The following is a 14,987-nucleotide window of genomic DNA, read 5'->3' as shown; positions in this document are numbered from 1 at the left end:
GTTATATCACTATCAATTCCAAAACGGGATATTTTGAATAAATGAAACCGTCAAAATTAGTGTTGATGCGGAACCAGCAGTTACTAAAGTTACTATTTTTCGTCCATTCTGTTCTTTTGAAGGTTTTATAAGTTCTGTAATTAACACAATCCATATTATGATAGAGACTATTGAAATAATATTTATAGACATATGTAACACATCCCTTCTTGTTTTTACATAAATATTTCTTATTTTGTAAAATAAAAGCGATTTAACAAGAAAATATGGACCGCATTACAAATCAATATTTTCCTGTTAAACCACCTTTTTTAAAGAGAAATACGACTGATAAAATGATAACAACAGCCTTCAAACTTCCCCAATATGGATAAATAGTATGATCTGTTAGACTAGCATATTGAAAAATATTCTCTAAACCGAAAATTCCTATCATGACTGCTAAAATAAATGAAGCTGATCCATACGTTCCGTTATGATAGAGGGTAAATAAGTATATTGCACATATAAGTGGTACGATGATTTGTAATAAGAGTGTCATAATTAGTCCCCCCAGTATATTGATACTTATATTATATACAAAATTGTAATAAAAAGGAATGCGACTTATTTAATACTAACAGAACTACTCTAATCATATTCTTCTATAAAAAAGAAGAAAAAGGGGTGTACAGTTAATTGACAAAAGTTAAAGTTAATTTACGACCCATTGTTCATAACGTAAATTTACCAACCGTATTGAAAACAACGATACTTCCAGGTGAATCGACCGAAAGACTATTTATCGCAACTCAATTAGGAGAGATTTTTTACATAGGGGACGGAGTTATAAAGAAATTTTTAGATATGCGTCACCTAATTATTAAATTAGGTACATCTGAAGAAGGTGTTTCTAGTAGCGGCTATGATGAACGAGGATTACTAGGACTTGCATTTCATCCACAATTTTATCAAAACGGTTTATTTTATCTTCATTATTCAGTAGCCGGAACTCAAGGTCCAGGTGCACTTTCTGAACAATTTAAACCGAATCCTTGTGACCCTAAAACGTTAAATTTAAAGTGGGTTAATAGAAATACGCAATATGATCACATTGATACAGTGGAAGAATGGACTTTACAATCTAACGGCCAAGCTCAAAAGCGACGAACATTACTGAATGTAAGAAGACCATTTTTTAATCATAACGGAGTCAATAGTTTAAACTTTTCACCTGAGACTGGAAAACTTGTTTTTACAAATGGAGATGGCGGATCAGGTTATGATCCATTTAATTTAAGCCAAGATGATTTAGAAATAGCAGGAAAAATAATTGAAATCGATGTAAATAAAAATACATTTATAAATAACCCTCCTGTAGTTACACGCTTTAATGACCTTCCTTTATCTATACAAGAAACACTTACAGTAATTGCAAAAGGAGTACGTAATATAACCGGCATTTCATTTCAAAGGTTTTATAATCAATATATCAAATACACCGGAAATGTCGGACAGGATATTGTAGAGTCTATTTTTTCATTTGTTCAATATAAACCTATACCAGTTACAGAACTTGTTCAAATGCATTTTATGAGGTTAACTCCCAATCAAGATGGTTTTATCAATTTTGGGTGGCGAGGATGGGAAGGGGATTTACCTACTTCTTTTATACGACATTGTTCCGAAAATCAGACTTTGGATGAGAGAACAATAGTTTATTATGATGAAACAATACAAACTTCAGTGAAGCGTATTCTGCCTCTACTTAGTTATTTTCATAAAGATTTTAGAACCGATAAGTTTGGAGGAACTTCACTTACAGGAGTTCAGCCATATATGGGAAATGCAATTTCAAATTTAACGGGTAGCGTTGTTTTTACCGACCTTGCTAAGAAAGAAGATTCTCGACCGCCAGTTAAGGGTGTTTTAGCTTATACTAGAGCCGGTACAGACGGTAAACATGCTGACTTTCATGCTATTGAAACCAATTATGATTTTGGTACGCAAGCAGCTTATTATATGAGTTTAGGAACAAATTCGGCTCAAACTAGGTTATATTTAGGAGTTTACGGTTCTATGAAAGTAACTGATTTTAACAAAGGTACCATTTTTGAAATTATTCCTTGATACGATACAAATGCTCAGTCTAAAAACATAAGGAATTTATTCTGTTTCCAAAACGCAAGACTTAACTTGTCCCCCTAAAAATCTTCAATGTATTAGCATCTATTAACTTGGAGAAAGTAACTCATAAACCATATGTGTACGAATAATATAGAAAGTAATGAATGAGGTATCTTTAGGGGGTATTTTAATGAATCGTTTTGTACGTTATTGGTATCAACTGATGATAGAGCATGATATAAGCTTTGTTCATAAAAGAAACTTGTCCCTTGCGAATAAGTTAGTACTTACAGCTTTGATGAGTGCATTGGCCACCATGTTTCAAGCAGCGGGGAACTTAATTCCTGGTATAGGTTTGCTCATTAGTCCATTTTCGACATTGCCGATTTTTTTTGCTATTCTCTATTCTATTCGTGAGGGAATACTTTCTTATATTCTTACTATTTTTCTATTATTTATTATTGAGCCAAGTGAACTAATTGTCTTTCCTTTTACTACAGGCTTATTAGGACTAGCCTTAGGACTAGCCTTTTTAAAATTCAAGAGGAGAATTTGGATTGTTTCCTTTTCAGCGACTTGTCTACTTATAGGGATTATGATCGTTCTCGATGTTTTCCGTTTTCCGGTACTTGGTCCTACTGTTCATACAACTATGGACATAAAAATTATTTTATCAATATTTATACTGAGCTTTCTATACTGCTGGATTTATGCAGGTTTTTGCAGAATAATGATGAATAGATTATGTAAAGTGTTGTATTGACAATGGCATAATGAAGATTGGAGAATGCATTCATGACTAACGTTGCAGTTAGAAGACCAAATTTGAATGATGTAGATGAACTATATTTATTTTTCCGGATAGTTATTACGAATACATACAAAAATGAAGGATTGTCACAATTATTGGATGACATAGAAAATGAAATTAACTCAAAAAAGCAGTATTTGAAAAGTGATTTTGATAGTAACGGAGAAAGTCGTTACTTTTTATTAGCAATTGATACAAGTAACGATAAAATCATTGGAACAATCGAAATTGGTCCAGCAAGTACATTGATTAATAGTTGTACAGGTGGTGTACTTAAAAATTTGTATGAAATAGGAACTGTATTCATACTTCCGGAGTATCAAAGAAAGGGAATAGGGAGTTTATTACTACATACAATGTTTCTTACATTACTTAGCAGAGGGATAACAGAATATTGTTTAGATAGTGGATATAAAAATGCGCAAAGTATATGGACGAAAAAGTTTGGAAAACCTAGCTATGTATTGAAAGATTACTGGGGCGAATCCAGTGATCATATGATTTGGAAGAACAATTTACATGATACACCTATAATATTTGAATTATAAAATGAAATATGCCTCTGAACATAGCTTTTCTTACTTATGTATGCTATTATTTATCTTTATAATAAAAGAGGACGTGAATGAACTTGATTAAAATTAGTATCCCTGAAGTTGATGTTACAATTACTGAACGTAAACAAGTTATTAAAGGAGACGAGCCAATCATTACTCCAATTAATGGATTTATCGATTTTCACTTGTTCCCTAGAGATAAAGGCGGCATTTTTATGTTTTACAATATTAATGACGAACTACTTTTCGTAGGTAAAGCTCGTAAAATTAGACAACGTATTAAGAAGCATTTTGAAGATAATGTTTCACCAATTAAAAATCACCGTGATGAAGTATACCGCATTGATGCATGTATCGTAGAAGATCCAACAGAAAGAGAAATTTACGAAACATATATCATTAATGAATATAAAGCGAAATATAACGTTGATAAAGTATTCTACAAATAATGAACATTAATAAAAAACAATCCTAGCTAATATGCCAGGATTGTTTTTTATTTAGATTTATTCTTCATATCTTTCTCCTTTTTTCAAATGATTAGCCACAATAAAACAGAATATCCCTATAAATATAAGTACAATACCAATCGTTTTATGTTTTCCCTCAAAGAAAGGAATATCTGAAATAACATTTGTCATACATAGTCCTAAAAATACAAGGATAGGGCCTACCCAAAGTAATACATTACCAAATTTTGTGTGCTTCCACATAATAACCCTCCTTAATTCTCTTTACATATATATCCATAAATTAAAAGTAAATTCATAGAGAAATATAGTTTTTTTCATATCGAAAATTTAACCCTCATATATTGGTACAAGCAAAAGAGAAAGGAGACCATCATGAATTGGTTAGAAGCTTTCATATTAGGTATAATTCAAGGTTTAACAGAATTTTTACCAATCAGTAGTACCGGACATCTTTATTTAGGAAGGCATTTATTTCAATTAGATAAAGCAGGCTTATTTTTAGATACGATGTTGCATATTGGGACTTTACTTGCAGTGTTTATTTATTACAAAAAAGAATTTATATATTTAATTAAAAACCCATTTTCAAAGCTCATGTTATTACTTATTGTTGGGACGATACCTGCAGTTGTTATTGGTTTATTGTTTAAAGACTTCTTTGAAGATATTTCAAAAACAGGAATCACGATCGGTTGGGAGTTTTTAGTGACCGGATTCTTTCTCTACATGGCAGATAAACAAAAGAATGGTCGTAAAAAAATGGATGACATCACATATAAAGACGCATTAATTATCGGTTCATTTCAAGCGGCTGCTATTTTCCCAGCGATTTCTCGTTCTGGTATGACAATCGTCGCTGCATTATGGAGGCAGTTAGACCGTGAAACTGCTGCTTACTTTTCTTTTTTATTATCAACGCCAGCCATTGTCGGAGCCATTATTTTGCAATTTGTAGACGTTTTTCAAGGGAAAGCAGAATCTATTTCTAGTACATCTTTAATTGTCGGAACGTTATCAGCAGCGTTTTTTGGATACATAGCCGTTTCATGGATGATTCAATATTTAAAACGTCAATCCTTAAAAGTATTCGCGTATTACGTATGGGGATTAGGTATTTTAATTTTAATGTTGCAATTTACTGATGTATTTTAAGTATAATGATAAAGAAGTTAATTAGTTTAAGATCCTGTTTCATTCATACAAGGCAGGATCTCTTTTTATTAAGGGGGAAAATATGTTTAATACGGCTATCGTTATTGGTGGAAGTGTGGCAGGAAAGTTTGCAGCAAAAGCATTATCAACTTCTTTTAAAGAAGTAATCATTATAGAAGCTGGTGAAAGATGGGATGGAAAGTCTTCGAGAAAAAGAGTTCCACAAAGTAATCATCCTCACGTGTTATTAAAAGGTGGAGAAAACGCAATTGAAGAATTGTTTCCTAATATTACGAACGAATTAATAGAAGCGGGTAGTATTATAAACAACTTTACGCGTGATTTGAAATGGCATCAATTCGGTCTATGGAAACAACCGTTCATAGGGGAAGTACATATGATTCAACAAAGTCGTCCTTTGCTAGAATGGCATATTCAAAAACGAATACATCAAATTTCAAATATTACTATTAAATATGAAACATTGGTTAAAGGGTTATTGGTAGATGCAAAGCTTAACAAAGTGTGTGGAGTAAAAGTTAAATATTTAGAGACAGACACACAAGAAGAAGTTCATGCAGATCTTGTAGTTGATGCGAGTGGATTTGGCTCAAAAAGTATAGAATGGCTACGAGAATACGAAATTGAAGTAAAAGAAGAGAAAGTTCGTATTGATTTATTTTACGCAACGAAAATGTTCAAACTTAAAGAAAATGAGGAGTTAGACTGTTGTAATATGCTAATGTCTCCGAGTTTCCCTGATAACCCTTATGGCGTTCTTATTCAAACGATAGAAGATAATCGTTATTTTGTTACTTTCAGTGGATACGCAAATGAGAAAGCACCACAAACAGATGATGAGTTTTATGATTTTGCTGAAAACCTATCAATTTCTAATGTTACAGACTTCCTAAACAAGGCTGAGGGAATTACTGATATAAAGACATACAAAATTCCTTATCAAGTACGCCGGCGATTTGATTTAGTGAATAATGTACCAGAAGGCTTATTAGTTGTTGGAGATGCGCAATGTCGTTTTGATCCCGTTTTCGGCCAAGGCGTATCAGTTGCTGCTATGGAGGCTCACCAGTTGCAATTACTTCTGCAAGGCAGAAAACAGCTTGATAAAACATTTACACAACAATTTTATAAAAAGACAGCTAATATAATAGAAACCCCTTGGGATATGACAACGACAGAAATATCACGTCACCCGCAGCTAAAGAGAGAATTAACTACAAAACAAAAATTTCAGCTATGGTATACGAAACAAATATATCGACTATCCGCAAGTAATTCTGATGTTTATATTCGATTAGTACGAGTGATGAATTTAATTCGTAGTCCATTTCATCTTTTTCATCCGAAAGTGCTACTATCTGTATTGCTTAATCGAAAGAAATAGCAGGAATATAATTGATTAAAAAAGAATGTATAACAGTTAGTAAATCAAGAAGGAGAATACGAGATGGAAATATACATAGAGCAACTAAAGAAACAAGATGTTAAGGATTTATTTACGTTTGAACTTACGAATAAATCTTTTTTTGAAACAATGGTACCAAATCGTGGCTCGAAATATTTTGAATTTGAATATTTCCAAAAACTACTAGACGATTTATTAATAGAACAAGCGGATGGAGATTCTTATTTTTATTTAATTCGTAATGAAGAAAAAGAAATTGTAGGGCGAATCAATTTAGTAGATATAGATACGGAAACTCGAATTAGTTCACTAGGGTATCGGATCGGAGAAAAATTTACTAAAAAAGGAGTTGCAACAGCAGCCGTAAAATTAATTTTAGATGTAGCGAAAAATAATGAAATTACTGACATTTATGCTAAAACAACGACTAATAATCTCGCATCACAAATTGTACTAGAAAAAAGCGGATTTTCTTCTTATCAAAACGAATCAGATACAACATCTGTAGAATTAAATGGAGAACATGTGAAGTTTGTACATTATATTTGGAGAAATACTTCGCGCTTATAATAAGGAGGACTTATTCATGAATGATTTGCGTTATCCAATTGGCCAATTTACATACAAACGTCCTATAACGGAAGAAATGATTGATACATGGATTCAAGAAATTGAAGATTTACCTCATGAACTAACAAAGGCAATTAAAGATTTAGATCAGAAGCAGTTAGATACACCATATCGCGTTGGAGGTTGGACTGTACGCCAAGTAGTTCATCACGTCGTTGATAGCCATATGAATAGCTACATACGCTTTAAATTAGCACTGACAGAAAAGAATCCAACTATTAAGCCGTATAAAGAAGAGAAGTGGGCAGAGTTACCCGATTCAAAATTACCGGTAGATGTTTCACTAGTAATGCTAGATTCATTACATAAAAGATGGGTTAACCTTTTATATTCTCTAGAAATTGAAGATTTAGAAAAGACATTTAACCATCCTGAAACTGGTGAAACAAAACTTGCTGTTGCAATAGGACTATACGCATGGCATGGTCGTCATCATACCGCTCATATTACTTCTTTAAGAAAGCGTCTAAATTGGTAACATGGATATTATATTAGAGAAGGCGACAGAAACTGATGTAGAAGTTATATTTCAAATGCAAATAGACTCATTTAGCCCTTTATTACATAAATATAAAGACTATGAAACAAATCCAGCAAATGAAACTATCGAAAAAACTATTTGTAGAATAAATCAAGTAAACGGTGGCTTCTATAAAATAATAGTGGATATGAATCTTGTTGGAGCGATATGCATTTCACAAAAAGAAACACCCTCTAAATTTTGGATCAGTCCAATGTTTATTCATCCGGGTTATCAAGGAAAAGGAATTGCTCAAAAGGTGATTACATTAATTGAGGAAATGTTTCCTGAAGCAACGAGCTGGGAACTTGCTACTATTTTAGAAGAAGAGAAAAATTGTTTTTTGTATGAAAAGATGGAGTATAAAAGAACAGAAGTTATAAAGAAATTAAATGATAAAACTACACTTATTTATTACAAAAAAGAAAGGTAAAGCATATAAAACACGCTTTACCTTTTTATGTTATTTTAGATTAAATATACAAAAATGATGTATTTTCTTCCAAAATACTCGGGTTAGTAATTTCTGAAATGAATAAAAATACAAGAAACCACTACTTTGTCGTATATGTCACTAACGCTTTTTGAATGCTTAAAATACTATCGTCACCTTTAAATTCTTTCGTAATTGGATCCTCCATACTAGACACCCAAATTTTAAGTTCTGCATCTAAATCAAAATGCCCAGCCGTTTCGATGCTATATTGTGTAATACTTTTATAAGGAATAGAATGGTATTCTGTTTTTTTGCCGGTTACTCCTTGTTTATCTACTAAAATAAGTCGACGATTTGTAAATACGATTAGATCACGAATTAATTTATAAGCATGCTCTACTTTTTCATCGTCTAGCATAATCTTCTCTAAATCACGTTCTACACTTTCAGAACTCGTATTTGATGCATTTCCTAAAATACCGCTAAATAAACCCATATTAAATTCCTCCTTTAATATATGTGGAATGAATTACTTATATTGTAACATGTTACTCACAAAGATATTATGACATTACTTTAGTAGTTTCTGGTTATTGTTGTAATTAGTTTATATAACCTCATCTTAAAATCTTGTGCTAATATGAAATTAAGAAAAAAGAAGCAGAGGGATATAACATGAAGAATATCGGTTTAGTATTAGAGGGCGGAGGAATGAAAGGTTTATATACTGCAGGTGTACTCGAATATTTCATGGAAAAGAACTTATTCTTTCCGTATGTAGTCGGCGTATCAGCTGGAGCCTGTATGGGGGCAACCTATTTGTCACGTCAAAAAGGGAGAAATAAGAAAGTAAATACAGAACTAGTATCAGATTACAGGTATATATCTTATCGAAATTTAATTCGAAAACGTGAATTATTTGGGATGGACTTTTTATTTGATGAAGTACCTAATAAAATTGTCCCGTTTGATTTTCAAACTTTCTTAAACTGTAATGAACAATTTGTTATAGGGACGACTGATTGCGAATCAGGACGAGCTGTTTATTATAATAAAATAGAACATGGAAATGATATTTTAAAAATCATCCGTGCATCTAGCTCAGTTCCGTTTATAGCACCTGCTGTAGAATACGATAATCGTAAGTTGTTAGATGGAGGAATTATAGATCCTATTCCAGTTCTAAAAGCTCAAACTGATGGTTATGAAAAGAATGTAGTTATCATGACAAAACCAGAAGGATACGAAAAGCAGCGGAATAAATTTTCTAGACTGGCTAAAATTTTATATAGAAAATATCCGAATATCGCAGAATCTTTAGTAGAACATTATCGTTTTTATAATGAGACGATATCTTATATGAATCAAATAGAACAAAAAGACAACTTTTATGTCATTCAGCCTAGCGTACAGCTTCCAATAAGCGGAATAGAAAGAAATAAAGAGAAACTTGTTAATTTATATAACCTTGGCTATATAGATGCTCAATATCATTATGAAAACTTATTAAATTGGATAGAGAAATAAAGGAGGAGAAAGTTGAAGTTAGGAAAAAGGGTTATTTTTAATGAATTGCAGAAAATGCCTAGTCCGCTGTACAAACCGTTTCCTTATCGCGCTACAGCAAAATTGCAGCGAAACTTAGAAAGTAGATTTACCGAAGATAATTGTATAAACGCTGATTTTAATCATCATTGGATGCATACAGCAGCTACTTTAAATTCTGTACTAAATGGAAACGAACAGAACATTACGTTTCAACAAATAAAGTGGTTAAGAAAATCGTTTTTTGAGTGGTTTCCGCAATATCGTTTTCTAGAAACAGAAATTGTGAATTATCCCATTTTGTATAGAGATTTCATAAGTTATGAGAAGACCAGGAAGCTATTACTTTATTACCTTACTGAATAAAAGCGAAAACGTACAGGTTACATTACTTGTACGTTTTTTGTTCATAAAACATTCAATATTAACAATTAGTTTATATAGGAATTCTAATGAGAAGAAAGAAGTACATATAATAGAATGATACAGGGGAGGAGAGAGGAATAGCTGTTTTGCTTTAAGTTATTGTCCAACTCGAATACAGTTAGTTATTTATGTTAAAATATTTCGAGTGAAATCAAGCTTTTAAGGATTTCATTGAACATTAAACAAAACAAGTTAGCAACGTAGAAGGGATAACATTAACATGAAAAACGTATCAAATATAGATAAAGTAGAATCAATAAAATCTTTACAGTCAACAATTAGTAAACTTGAAAATGCCTTATCACAGATGACTCAAAAAGGATCAAATACTACTTTAGTGAAAAAAAGACTCAAAGCAGCTAGTATCGGCTTAGCTATGTTAGAAAGTGTTTGGAAGCAAGAAACTCATCATTATACTCAGGAAGATTTAGCAGAAGCTCGTAATGTTCTGATTGGTTTGCTTCCATCAATTGAAAAGATTTACGTTAAGTCAAAGCTTGGGAGTCCTCAAAGAACGCTTTTAGAAAGAAGAATAAAATCGTTTGAACTTTCTATTCAAGCAATAGACAATTATTCTAGTAAATAACTTATTTAAAGAGTCTTATTACAAAAGTGTAGCAAGACTCTTATATCATTCTATCAAAATTAAATATCCTTACTGCCACATTGCAGCAAAGGCAAAACATCTTGATCTACCTCATAATTATTCTCAAACTTCACATCTTCAAGAACATTTCATTGTCTTTAATAAAAATCCATGCATTAAGTAATCTTCAATCGCAAAAACACTCAATTATTTAATTTACGAAAATGGAATACCGCCATGTATTGCTGTAGATCATGTTAATCAGCTAGAAGAACTAACTTTTGAAAACGATATTCCTCGCATTGAAAATCAAATTTCATCTATAAATTCTAATGCAACTCAACTTCACTTTTATATGGTAGCAGGACAACTTGAAAACAAACCTCTTTTAACGGCCAATAATCACTTGTATAGAGCTTTAAAAGATAAAGGGTACAAAACCACTTATGAAGAGTTTCAAGACGGTCATGATAGCGTGTGAGGGTGAAAAAAGTTATTTGATGGATTGAAAGCTTTGAAATAGATAAAAACCACACTATAAAATAAAAAGGAGAGAAAATCTATGAATCAGGAAGAACTCGATAAAAAATTAAAGAAACAAGAGATTTTAGTAAAAGATGAAAAAGTTTGGTCGTATACGTATGAGGATCATATTAGTTCTATCGTTAAACAAGCAGAACAGAAAGGAGCTTTTGATAATTTACCTGGTAAAGGTAAACCTCTTAATCTCGATAAAGATCTTTCTTACAATCCTGAAAAGCAACTTTATAGAACTTTAGCAAATAATTATATTTTGCCTAGGTGGATTGAGCTTTCAAAAGAAATTAAAGATTTAAAAGAAAGACTAAAAGAAAATACAAATACGGCAGAAGCAGCGGAATTAATTCGAACTATCAATAAAAAGGTTTTAGAGCATAATTTACTTTGTCCGACAAGCGCGCAAAAAATGAGGGTGAAAATGGATTTTTAACGATTTTCAATTAAGCTATCGCTTACTATATAATTAAGTTAGGCATTTTCAATTCGTTACTAAAGGGAGGCAAATGTAGTGAAGAATACGTATCAACTTCAAATTCCGAAAGAACTAGAACAGTATCGTAGTATTTTAGAAGAAAGTGTGAAACCGTATGTTAAAGTGTCTGGAACATTAGCAGAGACAACGCTTTTTGAAAGTAAGTTTGGTGGTTATCCGTATTTACCTATAGATCAAGAGCATCCTAAAGACTCAAATGGACAACCTATGATGCTACTTGCGCAGTTAAACTTTGAAGAAATGCCGCATGTTGAATATATGCCTCAAAAGGGATTGTTACAGTTTTTCGTAAGTCCTGAAGAAGATCTTTTTGGAGCAGATTTTGATCATCCCACAAGCCAAAAAGACTTTCGAATTGTTTATCATTCTACAATCACAGCGGATTTAACTAAGGTGATTACTGATTTTAGTTATTTAAACACTTTACATTTAGAGAATTTTATCATACCCGAAGCAGCAAAACTAAAGTTTGAGTTGGCATATCAACCAGTAACACCAAGAGATTATCGATTTGAAATGATTTTTAGTGATAACATTGATTGGGAAGAGATTGTTGATGAAGAAAATAATATAGAATTAGGCGAACTGTATGATGATTTATGTAAAGATCAAGGACATAAAATTGGTGGATATCCATTTTTCACACAGACAGATCCGAGAGAATGGGAAGAAAAATACCAGCAACATGACATATTATTGCTGCAAATCGATACAGACGATTCATTAAATATTATGTGGGGCGATTCTGGGGTTGCTAATTTCTTTATACGTAAGGAAGAGCTGTTAAATCTAGATTTTTCCAATGTCATTTACAATTGGGATTGTTACTAGAAGATATAAATAAATTAATAGCAAACAAAAAATCTTCCTGAAGGTGAGGAGGATTTTTTATGTTAAAAATAAGCGTTATGTTAACTAGAATAAAAAACAATGAGTGTAATGAAAGGCAAGCCTAAATAACAGAAATAACAACAAATAATGTAAAGTTGTAAAACGTGTGCAAATAGCAATAAGTTCATTAAGTAAAACATAAAATAAAATTACTAATTTATATTTTGTATAGAAATAATTTTTCTGTATAAAAATTTCTTGCCGATCAAAAATGATTTGGATTCGTTAAATCTTAAGCGATTATTGAGTAAGATTTGCTGTGATGAATTTATAACAAATAAAAACGATAAAAACCGAAGAAATTTGTTTAGATAAGATTTCATATGAATCTCACTAAAAATCTCCGTTCCGTCTCATTAAGTATAGTTTACTTGGTTTTTGATACCTGTAATCACTTTGTCTCTATAACTACCTATAATATATATTATGTTAACTAACTTTAAATTATAAACTTATTATAAATAACTCAGTTTTTGTGATTAGCCTCCCCTCGTTCTTTTTAATCATTCTGTGTGATGGATTGTTTAGTTGTTTGTTTTATAAGTTGTTGATGAAAATGTCTCCAGATATAAATTATATTTAAGACAATAAAAAATGCAATTCGTTTTAACTGAACGCATTAAACGAATTGCATTGATATGATTACGGATAAGTTCTTAAAATTAGTTTGCTATAGCAATTGCTTCAATTTCAATTAATAAGTTATCGTTAATTAACTTTCTAACTTCGACAGCTGAACTTGCTGGTGGATTCTTAGTATCAACGTATTGATCTCGTATATCTCTAACAATGGCCATTTGAGAAATATCTGTTAGGAAAAATGTTAATTTTACTACATCATTAAATCTTAATTCCGAAGTTTCTAATGCACTTTTAATATTTTCGAAAACTTGTCGCGTTTGTGTAGCTAAATCACCAATGCCAACTATTTGACCATCAGTGTTAATCGCTACTTGTCCAGATATGTAAATTGTTCGTTTAGCGTTACTAACTTCCACTACATGTGAATATCCAAAAGTTGGTGGCATCGTTTCTGGATTGATAAATTTCTTTTGCAAGGTGTCTCTCTCCTTTTTTATCAAGAAAATTGTAAAATCTATGTATTTACTATATTCAATCAATAAAATTAAGAATCCTTTATGATTTAAAAATAAAAAACCTTAGAATAGCTATCTTCATACCTATTCTAAGGTTTTTTAGGATTTTATATTTAGTTATCGCTAGTGGACATTGTTAAATTAATCTTTTCATAATCTCTTTTAAATTGATTATCATTTTTTAGCCAACGTTTGAAAGCCGATTCGCTTATTTCTAAATTTGAACAAGTTGTAGCATTACATTTATTTTTCATATATTCTTCAAGGAAATTTTGTTTTCTTTGTTTAACGGCAGTTTGAGTTTGTTTTAATTTTCGATCTTGTAATTGATCTAAACTCAGACTTTCTCTCTGAAACACTTCATATTTTCTATGCAAATAAATATCTTTGTCTTTATAAATCCAATTTGAAAATAGTTGTATTGATTTTCTTCCAGATAAAATAACGCGATAATGTTTGTTTTGATTTAGTAAATCGGCTCGTAAATTGCGATTTTGAAGAATTTGATGTAAAGAATTCATAAAGTTATATGATCCACCTACGAAATTAACTGTATAAGTTTCATACTTGACGTAACCATCCCCATCAAAATACCCACGAACAAAATGATGCAAATATTCTTCTGGTACAAAAGGAAATTCGATGTTAAATGATTTACATGGCATAATTCCGTGTATGTTCATAAGGTCGTCTTTTATTGTTTTGCTATTAATATTTAGCATGTATACGCTTGTTTTTTTTGTTTTGATAAAGTGGCTGGTTTGTTTTTAGTTCTTTTTTTATATTTTCTAAAATATAACTTTCTTTTTGAGATATACTGACACATTGATTTTCTTTCTGTATAACACCATCTGCTGCTATAAACCCTAAAATATAAGCCATATTGTTTGACCACGTTTTAAAGTAATCTTCTGTTATGTCATACTTTCTCTTCCAACTCCCTATAGCACGCCTTGGTACGTTATTGTCTGATAAAACCATACGAATATACCTTGCAGACACATTAGCAAGCACAGCGATTTCTGAGGTGCTCTTCCCTTCAGTATACAAATGCATGATTTCAGATTTTGATAGTTTACATTTTGATTTCTTTTTTCGCTCTATGTGCACTTACATCCTCTCCTTCCTTTCTTTTATTAGAGACATATTTTCTTCTATAACATACAACGAAACATATGTTCTCTGTTGCGTATAAGAAGGAATTTACTAAATAAAAACAATTTACATGTACTTAATATTTGTCTTAGCTGCTGCTGTGCGATTTGTACTTTATAGATACAAATAATGAATTTGACGGA

The 14,987-nt window shown here is 31.4% G+C and carries 19 protein-coding genes and 2 pseudogenes; 15 read left to right on the top strand and 6 right to left on the bottom strand.

Features of this window, described 5'->3' with window-relative positions; translation table 11 throughout:
- Nucleotides 1-12: 12 nt before the first annotated feature.
- Together NZ044_RS13355 and NZ044_RS13350 are read right to left on the bottom strand one after the other, a co-directional pair.
- Nucleotides 13-192 carry a hypothetical protein gene (locus NZ044_RS13355; RefSeq protein ID WP_000026325.1) on the bottom strand — a complete coding sequence of 60 codons (180 nt, stop codon included), beginning with the start codon at nt 190-192 and terminating at the stop codon, nt 13-15.
- A gap of 91 nt (nt 193-283) precedes the next feature.
- Complete coding sequence (locus NZ044_RS13350) at nt 284-541, bottom strand: hypothetical protein (protein ID WP_098506133.1); 258 nt, start codon at nt 539-541, stop codon at nt 284-286.
- 137 nt (nt 542-678) lie between these two features.
- On the opposite strand from NZ044_RS13350, the gene NZ044_RS13345 reads away from it, so the two are divergent.
- From NZ044_RS13345 to NZ044_RS13330, 4 genes are all read left to right on the top strand, one after another.
- Nucleotides 679-2,109 carry a PQQ-dependent sugar dehydrogenase gene (locus NZ044_RS13345; RefSeq protein WP_000169959.1) on the top strand — a complete coding sequence of 477 codons (1,431 nt, stop codon included), beginning with the start codon at nt 679-681 and terminating at the stop codon, nt 2,107-2,109.
- Between the two features lie 187 nt (nt 2,110-2,296).
- Nucleotides 2,297-2,869, top strand: coding sequence for a hypothetical protein (locus NZ044_RS13340; protein ID WP_001079230.1), 573 nt, complete (start codon nt 2,297-2,299; stop codon nt 2,867-2,869).
- Nucleotides 2,870-2,901: 32 nt separating this feature from the next.
- The gene (locus NZ044_RS13335; RefSeq protein ID WP_000185962.1) at nt 2,902-3,465 is read left to right on the top strand and encodes a GNAT family N-acetyltransferase; all 564 of its coding nucleotides are present in this window, start codon (nt 2,902-2,904) and stop codon (nt 3,463-3,465) included.
- 77 nt (nt 3,466-3,542) lie between these two features.
- Nucleotides 3,543-3,923 carry a nucleotide excision repair endonuclease gene (locus tag NZ044_RS13330; protein ID WP_001048947.1) on the top strand — a complete coding sequence of 127 codons (381 nt, stop codon included), beginning with the start codon at nt 3,543-3,545 and terminating at the stop codon, nt 3,921-3,923.
- Between the two features lie 57 nt (nt 3,924-3,980).
- On the opposite strand, the gene NZ044_RS13325 is transcribed toward NZ044_RS13330, so the two are convergent.
- Nucleotides 3,981-4,187: a hypothetical protein gene (locus tag NZ044_RS13325; protein ID WP_098506131.1), complete on the bottom strand. Its 207-nt coding sequence runs from the start codon at nt 4,185-4,187 to the stop codon at nt 3,981-3,983.
- Nucleotides 4,188-4,319: 132 nt separating this feature from the next.
- Here NZ044_RS13325 and NZ044_RS13320 point away from each other — a divergent pair, with 132 nt between their 5' ends.
- The 5 genes from NZ044_RS13320 (at nt 4,320) to NZ044_RS13300 (ending at nt 8,108) form a co-directional block, all read left to right on the top strand.
- On the top strand, nt 4,320-5,099 hold the full coding sequence (locus NZ044_RS13320; RefSeq protein ID WP_001104289.1) for an undecaprenyl-diphosphate phosphatase: 780 nt from the start codon (nt 4,320-4,322) through the stop codon (nt 5,097-5,099).
- 82 nt (nt 5,100-5,181) lie between these two features.
- Nucleotides 5,182-6,504, top strand: coding sequence for an FAD-dependent oxidoreductase (locus NZ044_RS13315; RefSeq protein WP_000483453.1), 1,323 nt, complete (start codon nt 5,182-5,184; stop codon nt 6,502-6,504).
- Nucleotides 6,505-6,567: 63 nt separating this feature from the next.
- A complete protein-coding gene (locus NZ044_RS13310) occupies nt 6,568-7,095 on the top strand; it encodes a GNAT family N-acetyltransferase (RefSeq protein WP_098506128.1) in 528 nt (175 codons plus the stop codon).
- 16 nt (nt 7,096-7,111) lie between these two features.
- Nucleotides 7,112-7,633, top strand: coding sequence for a YfiT family bacillithiol transferase (locus NZ044_RS13305; RefSeq protein WP_000999062.1), 522 nt, complete (start codon nt 7,112-7,114; stop codon nt 7,631-7,633).
- A 1-nt stretch (nt 7,634) separates the two neighbouring features.
- A complete protein-coding gene (locus NZ044_RS13300; protein WP_000351398.1) occupies nt 7,635-8,108 on the top strand; it encodes a GNAT family N-acetyltransferase in 474 nt (157 codons plus the stop codon).
- A gap of 121 nt (nt 8,109-8,229) precedes the next feature.
- On the opposite strand, the gene NZ044_RS13295 is transcribed toward NZ044_RS13300, so the two are convergent.
- Nucleotides 8,230-8,607, bottom strand: a complete 378-nt coding sequence (locus NZ044_RS13295) for a PH domain-containing protein (RefSeq protein ID WP_000522474.1) — start codon at nt 8,605-8,607, stop codon at nt 8,230-8,232.
- 179 nt (nt 8,608-8,786) lie between these two features.
- On the opposite strand from NZ044_RS13295, the gene NZ044_RS13290 reads away from it, so the two are divergent.
- From NZ044_RS13290 to NZ044_RS13270, 6 genes and pseudogenes are all read left to right on the top strand, one after another.
- Nucleotides 8,787-9,638, top strand: coding sequence for a patatin-like phospholipase family protein (locus NZ044_RS13290; protein ID WP_000789282.1), 852 nt, complete (start codon nt 8,787-8,789; stop codon nt 9,636-9,638).
- A gap of 12 nt (nt 9,639-9,650) precedes the next feature.
- Nucleotides 9,651-10,022, top strand: coding sequence for a YxiJ-like family protein (locus NZ044_RS13285; protein ID WP_000765972.1), 372 nt, complete (start codon nt 9,651-9,653; stop codon nt 10,020-10,022).
- Between the two features lie 280 nt (nt 10,023-10,302).
- Entirely contained in the window at nt 10,303-10,668 is a 366-nt protein-coding gene (locus NZ044_RS13280) for a hypothetical protein (protein ID WP_000800304.1), read from the top strand.
- Between the two features lie 109 nt (nt 10,669-10,777).
- A pseudogene (locus NZ044_RS30855) lies at nt 10,778-11,191 on the top strand (hypothetical protein); the annotation flags it as partial.
- 39 nt (nt 11,192-11,230) lie between these two features.
- Entirely contained in the window at nt 11,231-11,638 is a 408-nt protein-coding gene (locus NZ044_RS30850; protein WP_445661948.1) for a DnaJ family domain-containing protein, read from the top strand.
- Nucleotides 11,639-11,716: 78 nt separating this feature from the next.
- A complete protein-coding gene (locus tag NZ044_RS13270) occupies nt 11,717-12,532 on the top strand; it encodes a YwqG family protein (protein WP_000799798.1) in 816 nt (271 codons plus the stop codon).
- A 722-nt stretch (nt 12,533-13,254) separates the two neighbouring features.
- On the opposite strand, the gene NZ044_RS13265 is transcribed toward NZ044_RS13270, so the two are convergent.
- A complete protein-coding gene (locus tag NZ044_RS13265; protein ID WP_016077585.1) occupies nt 13,255-13,650 on the bottom strand; it encodes a RidA family protein in 396 nt (131 codons plus the stop codon).
- A gap of 152 nt (nt 13,651-13,802) precedes the next feature.
- A pseudogene (locus NZ044_RS13260) lies at nt 13,803-14,799 on the bottom strand (LAGLIDADG family homing endonuclease).
- Nucleotides 14,800-14,987: the final 188 nt, after the last annotated feature.

The sequence above is a fragment of the Bacillus sp. FSL K6-1338 genome (assembly GCF_038006965.1).
GTDB classification, from domain to species: Bacteria; Bacillota; Bacilli; order Bacillales; family Bacillaceae_G; genus Bacillus_A; species Bacillus_A thuringiensis_S.
Note: the sequence above shows the minus strand (reverse complement) of the source record. Positions and strands in the feature narration are given on the sequence as shown.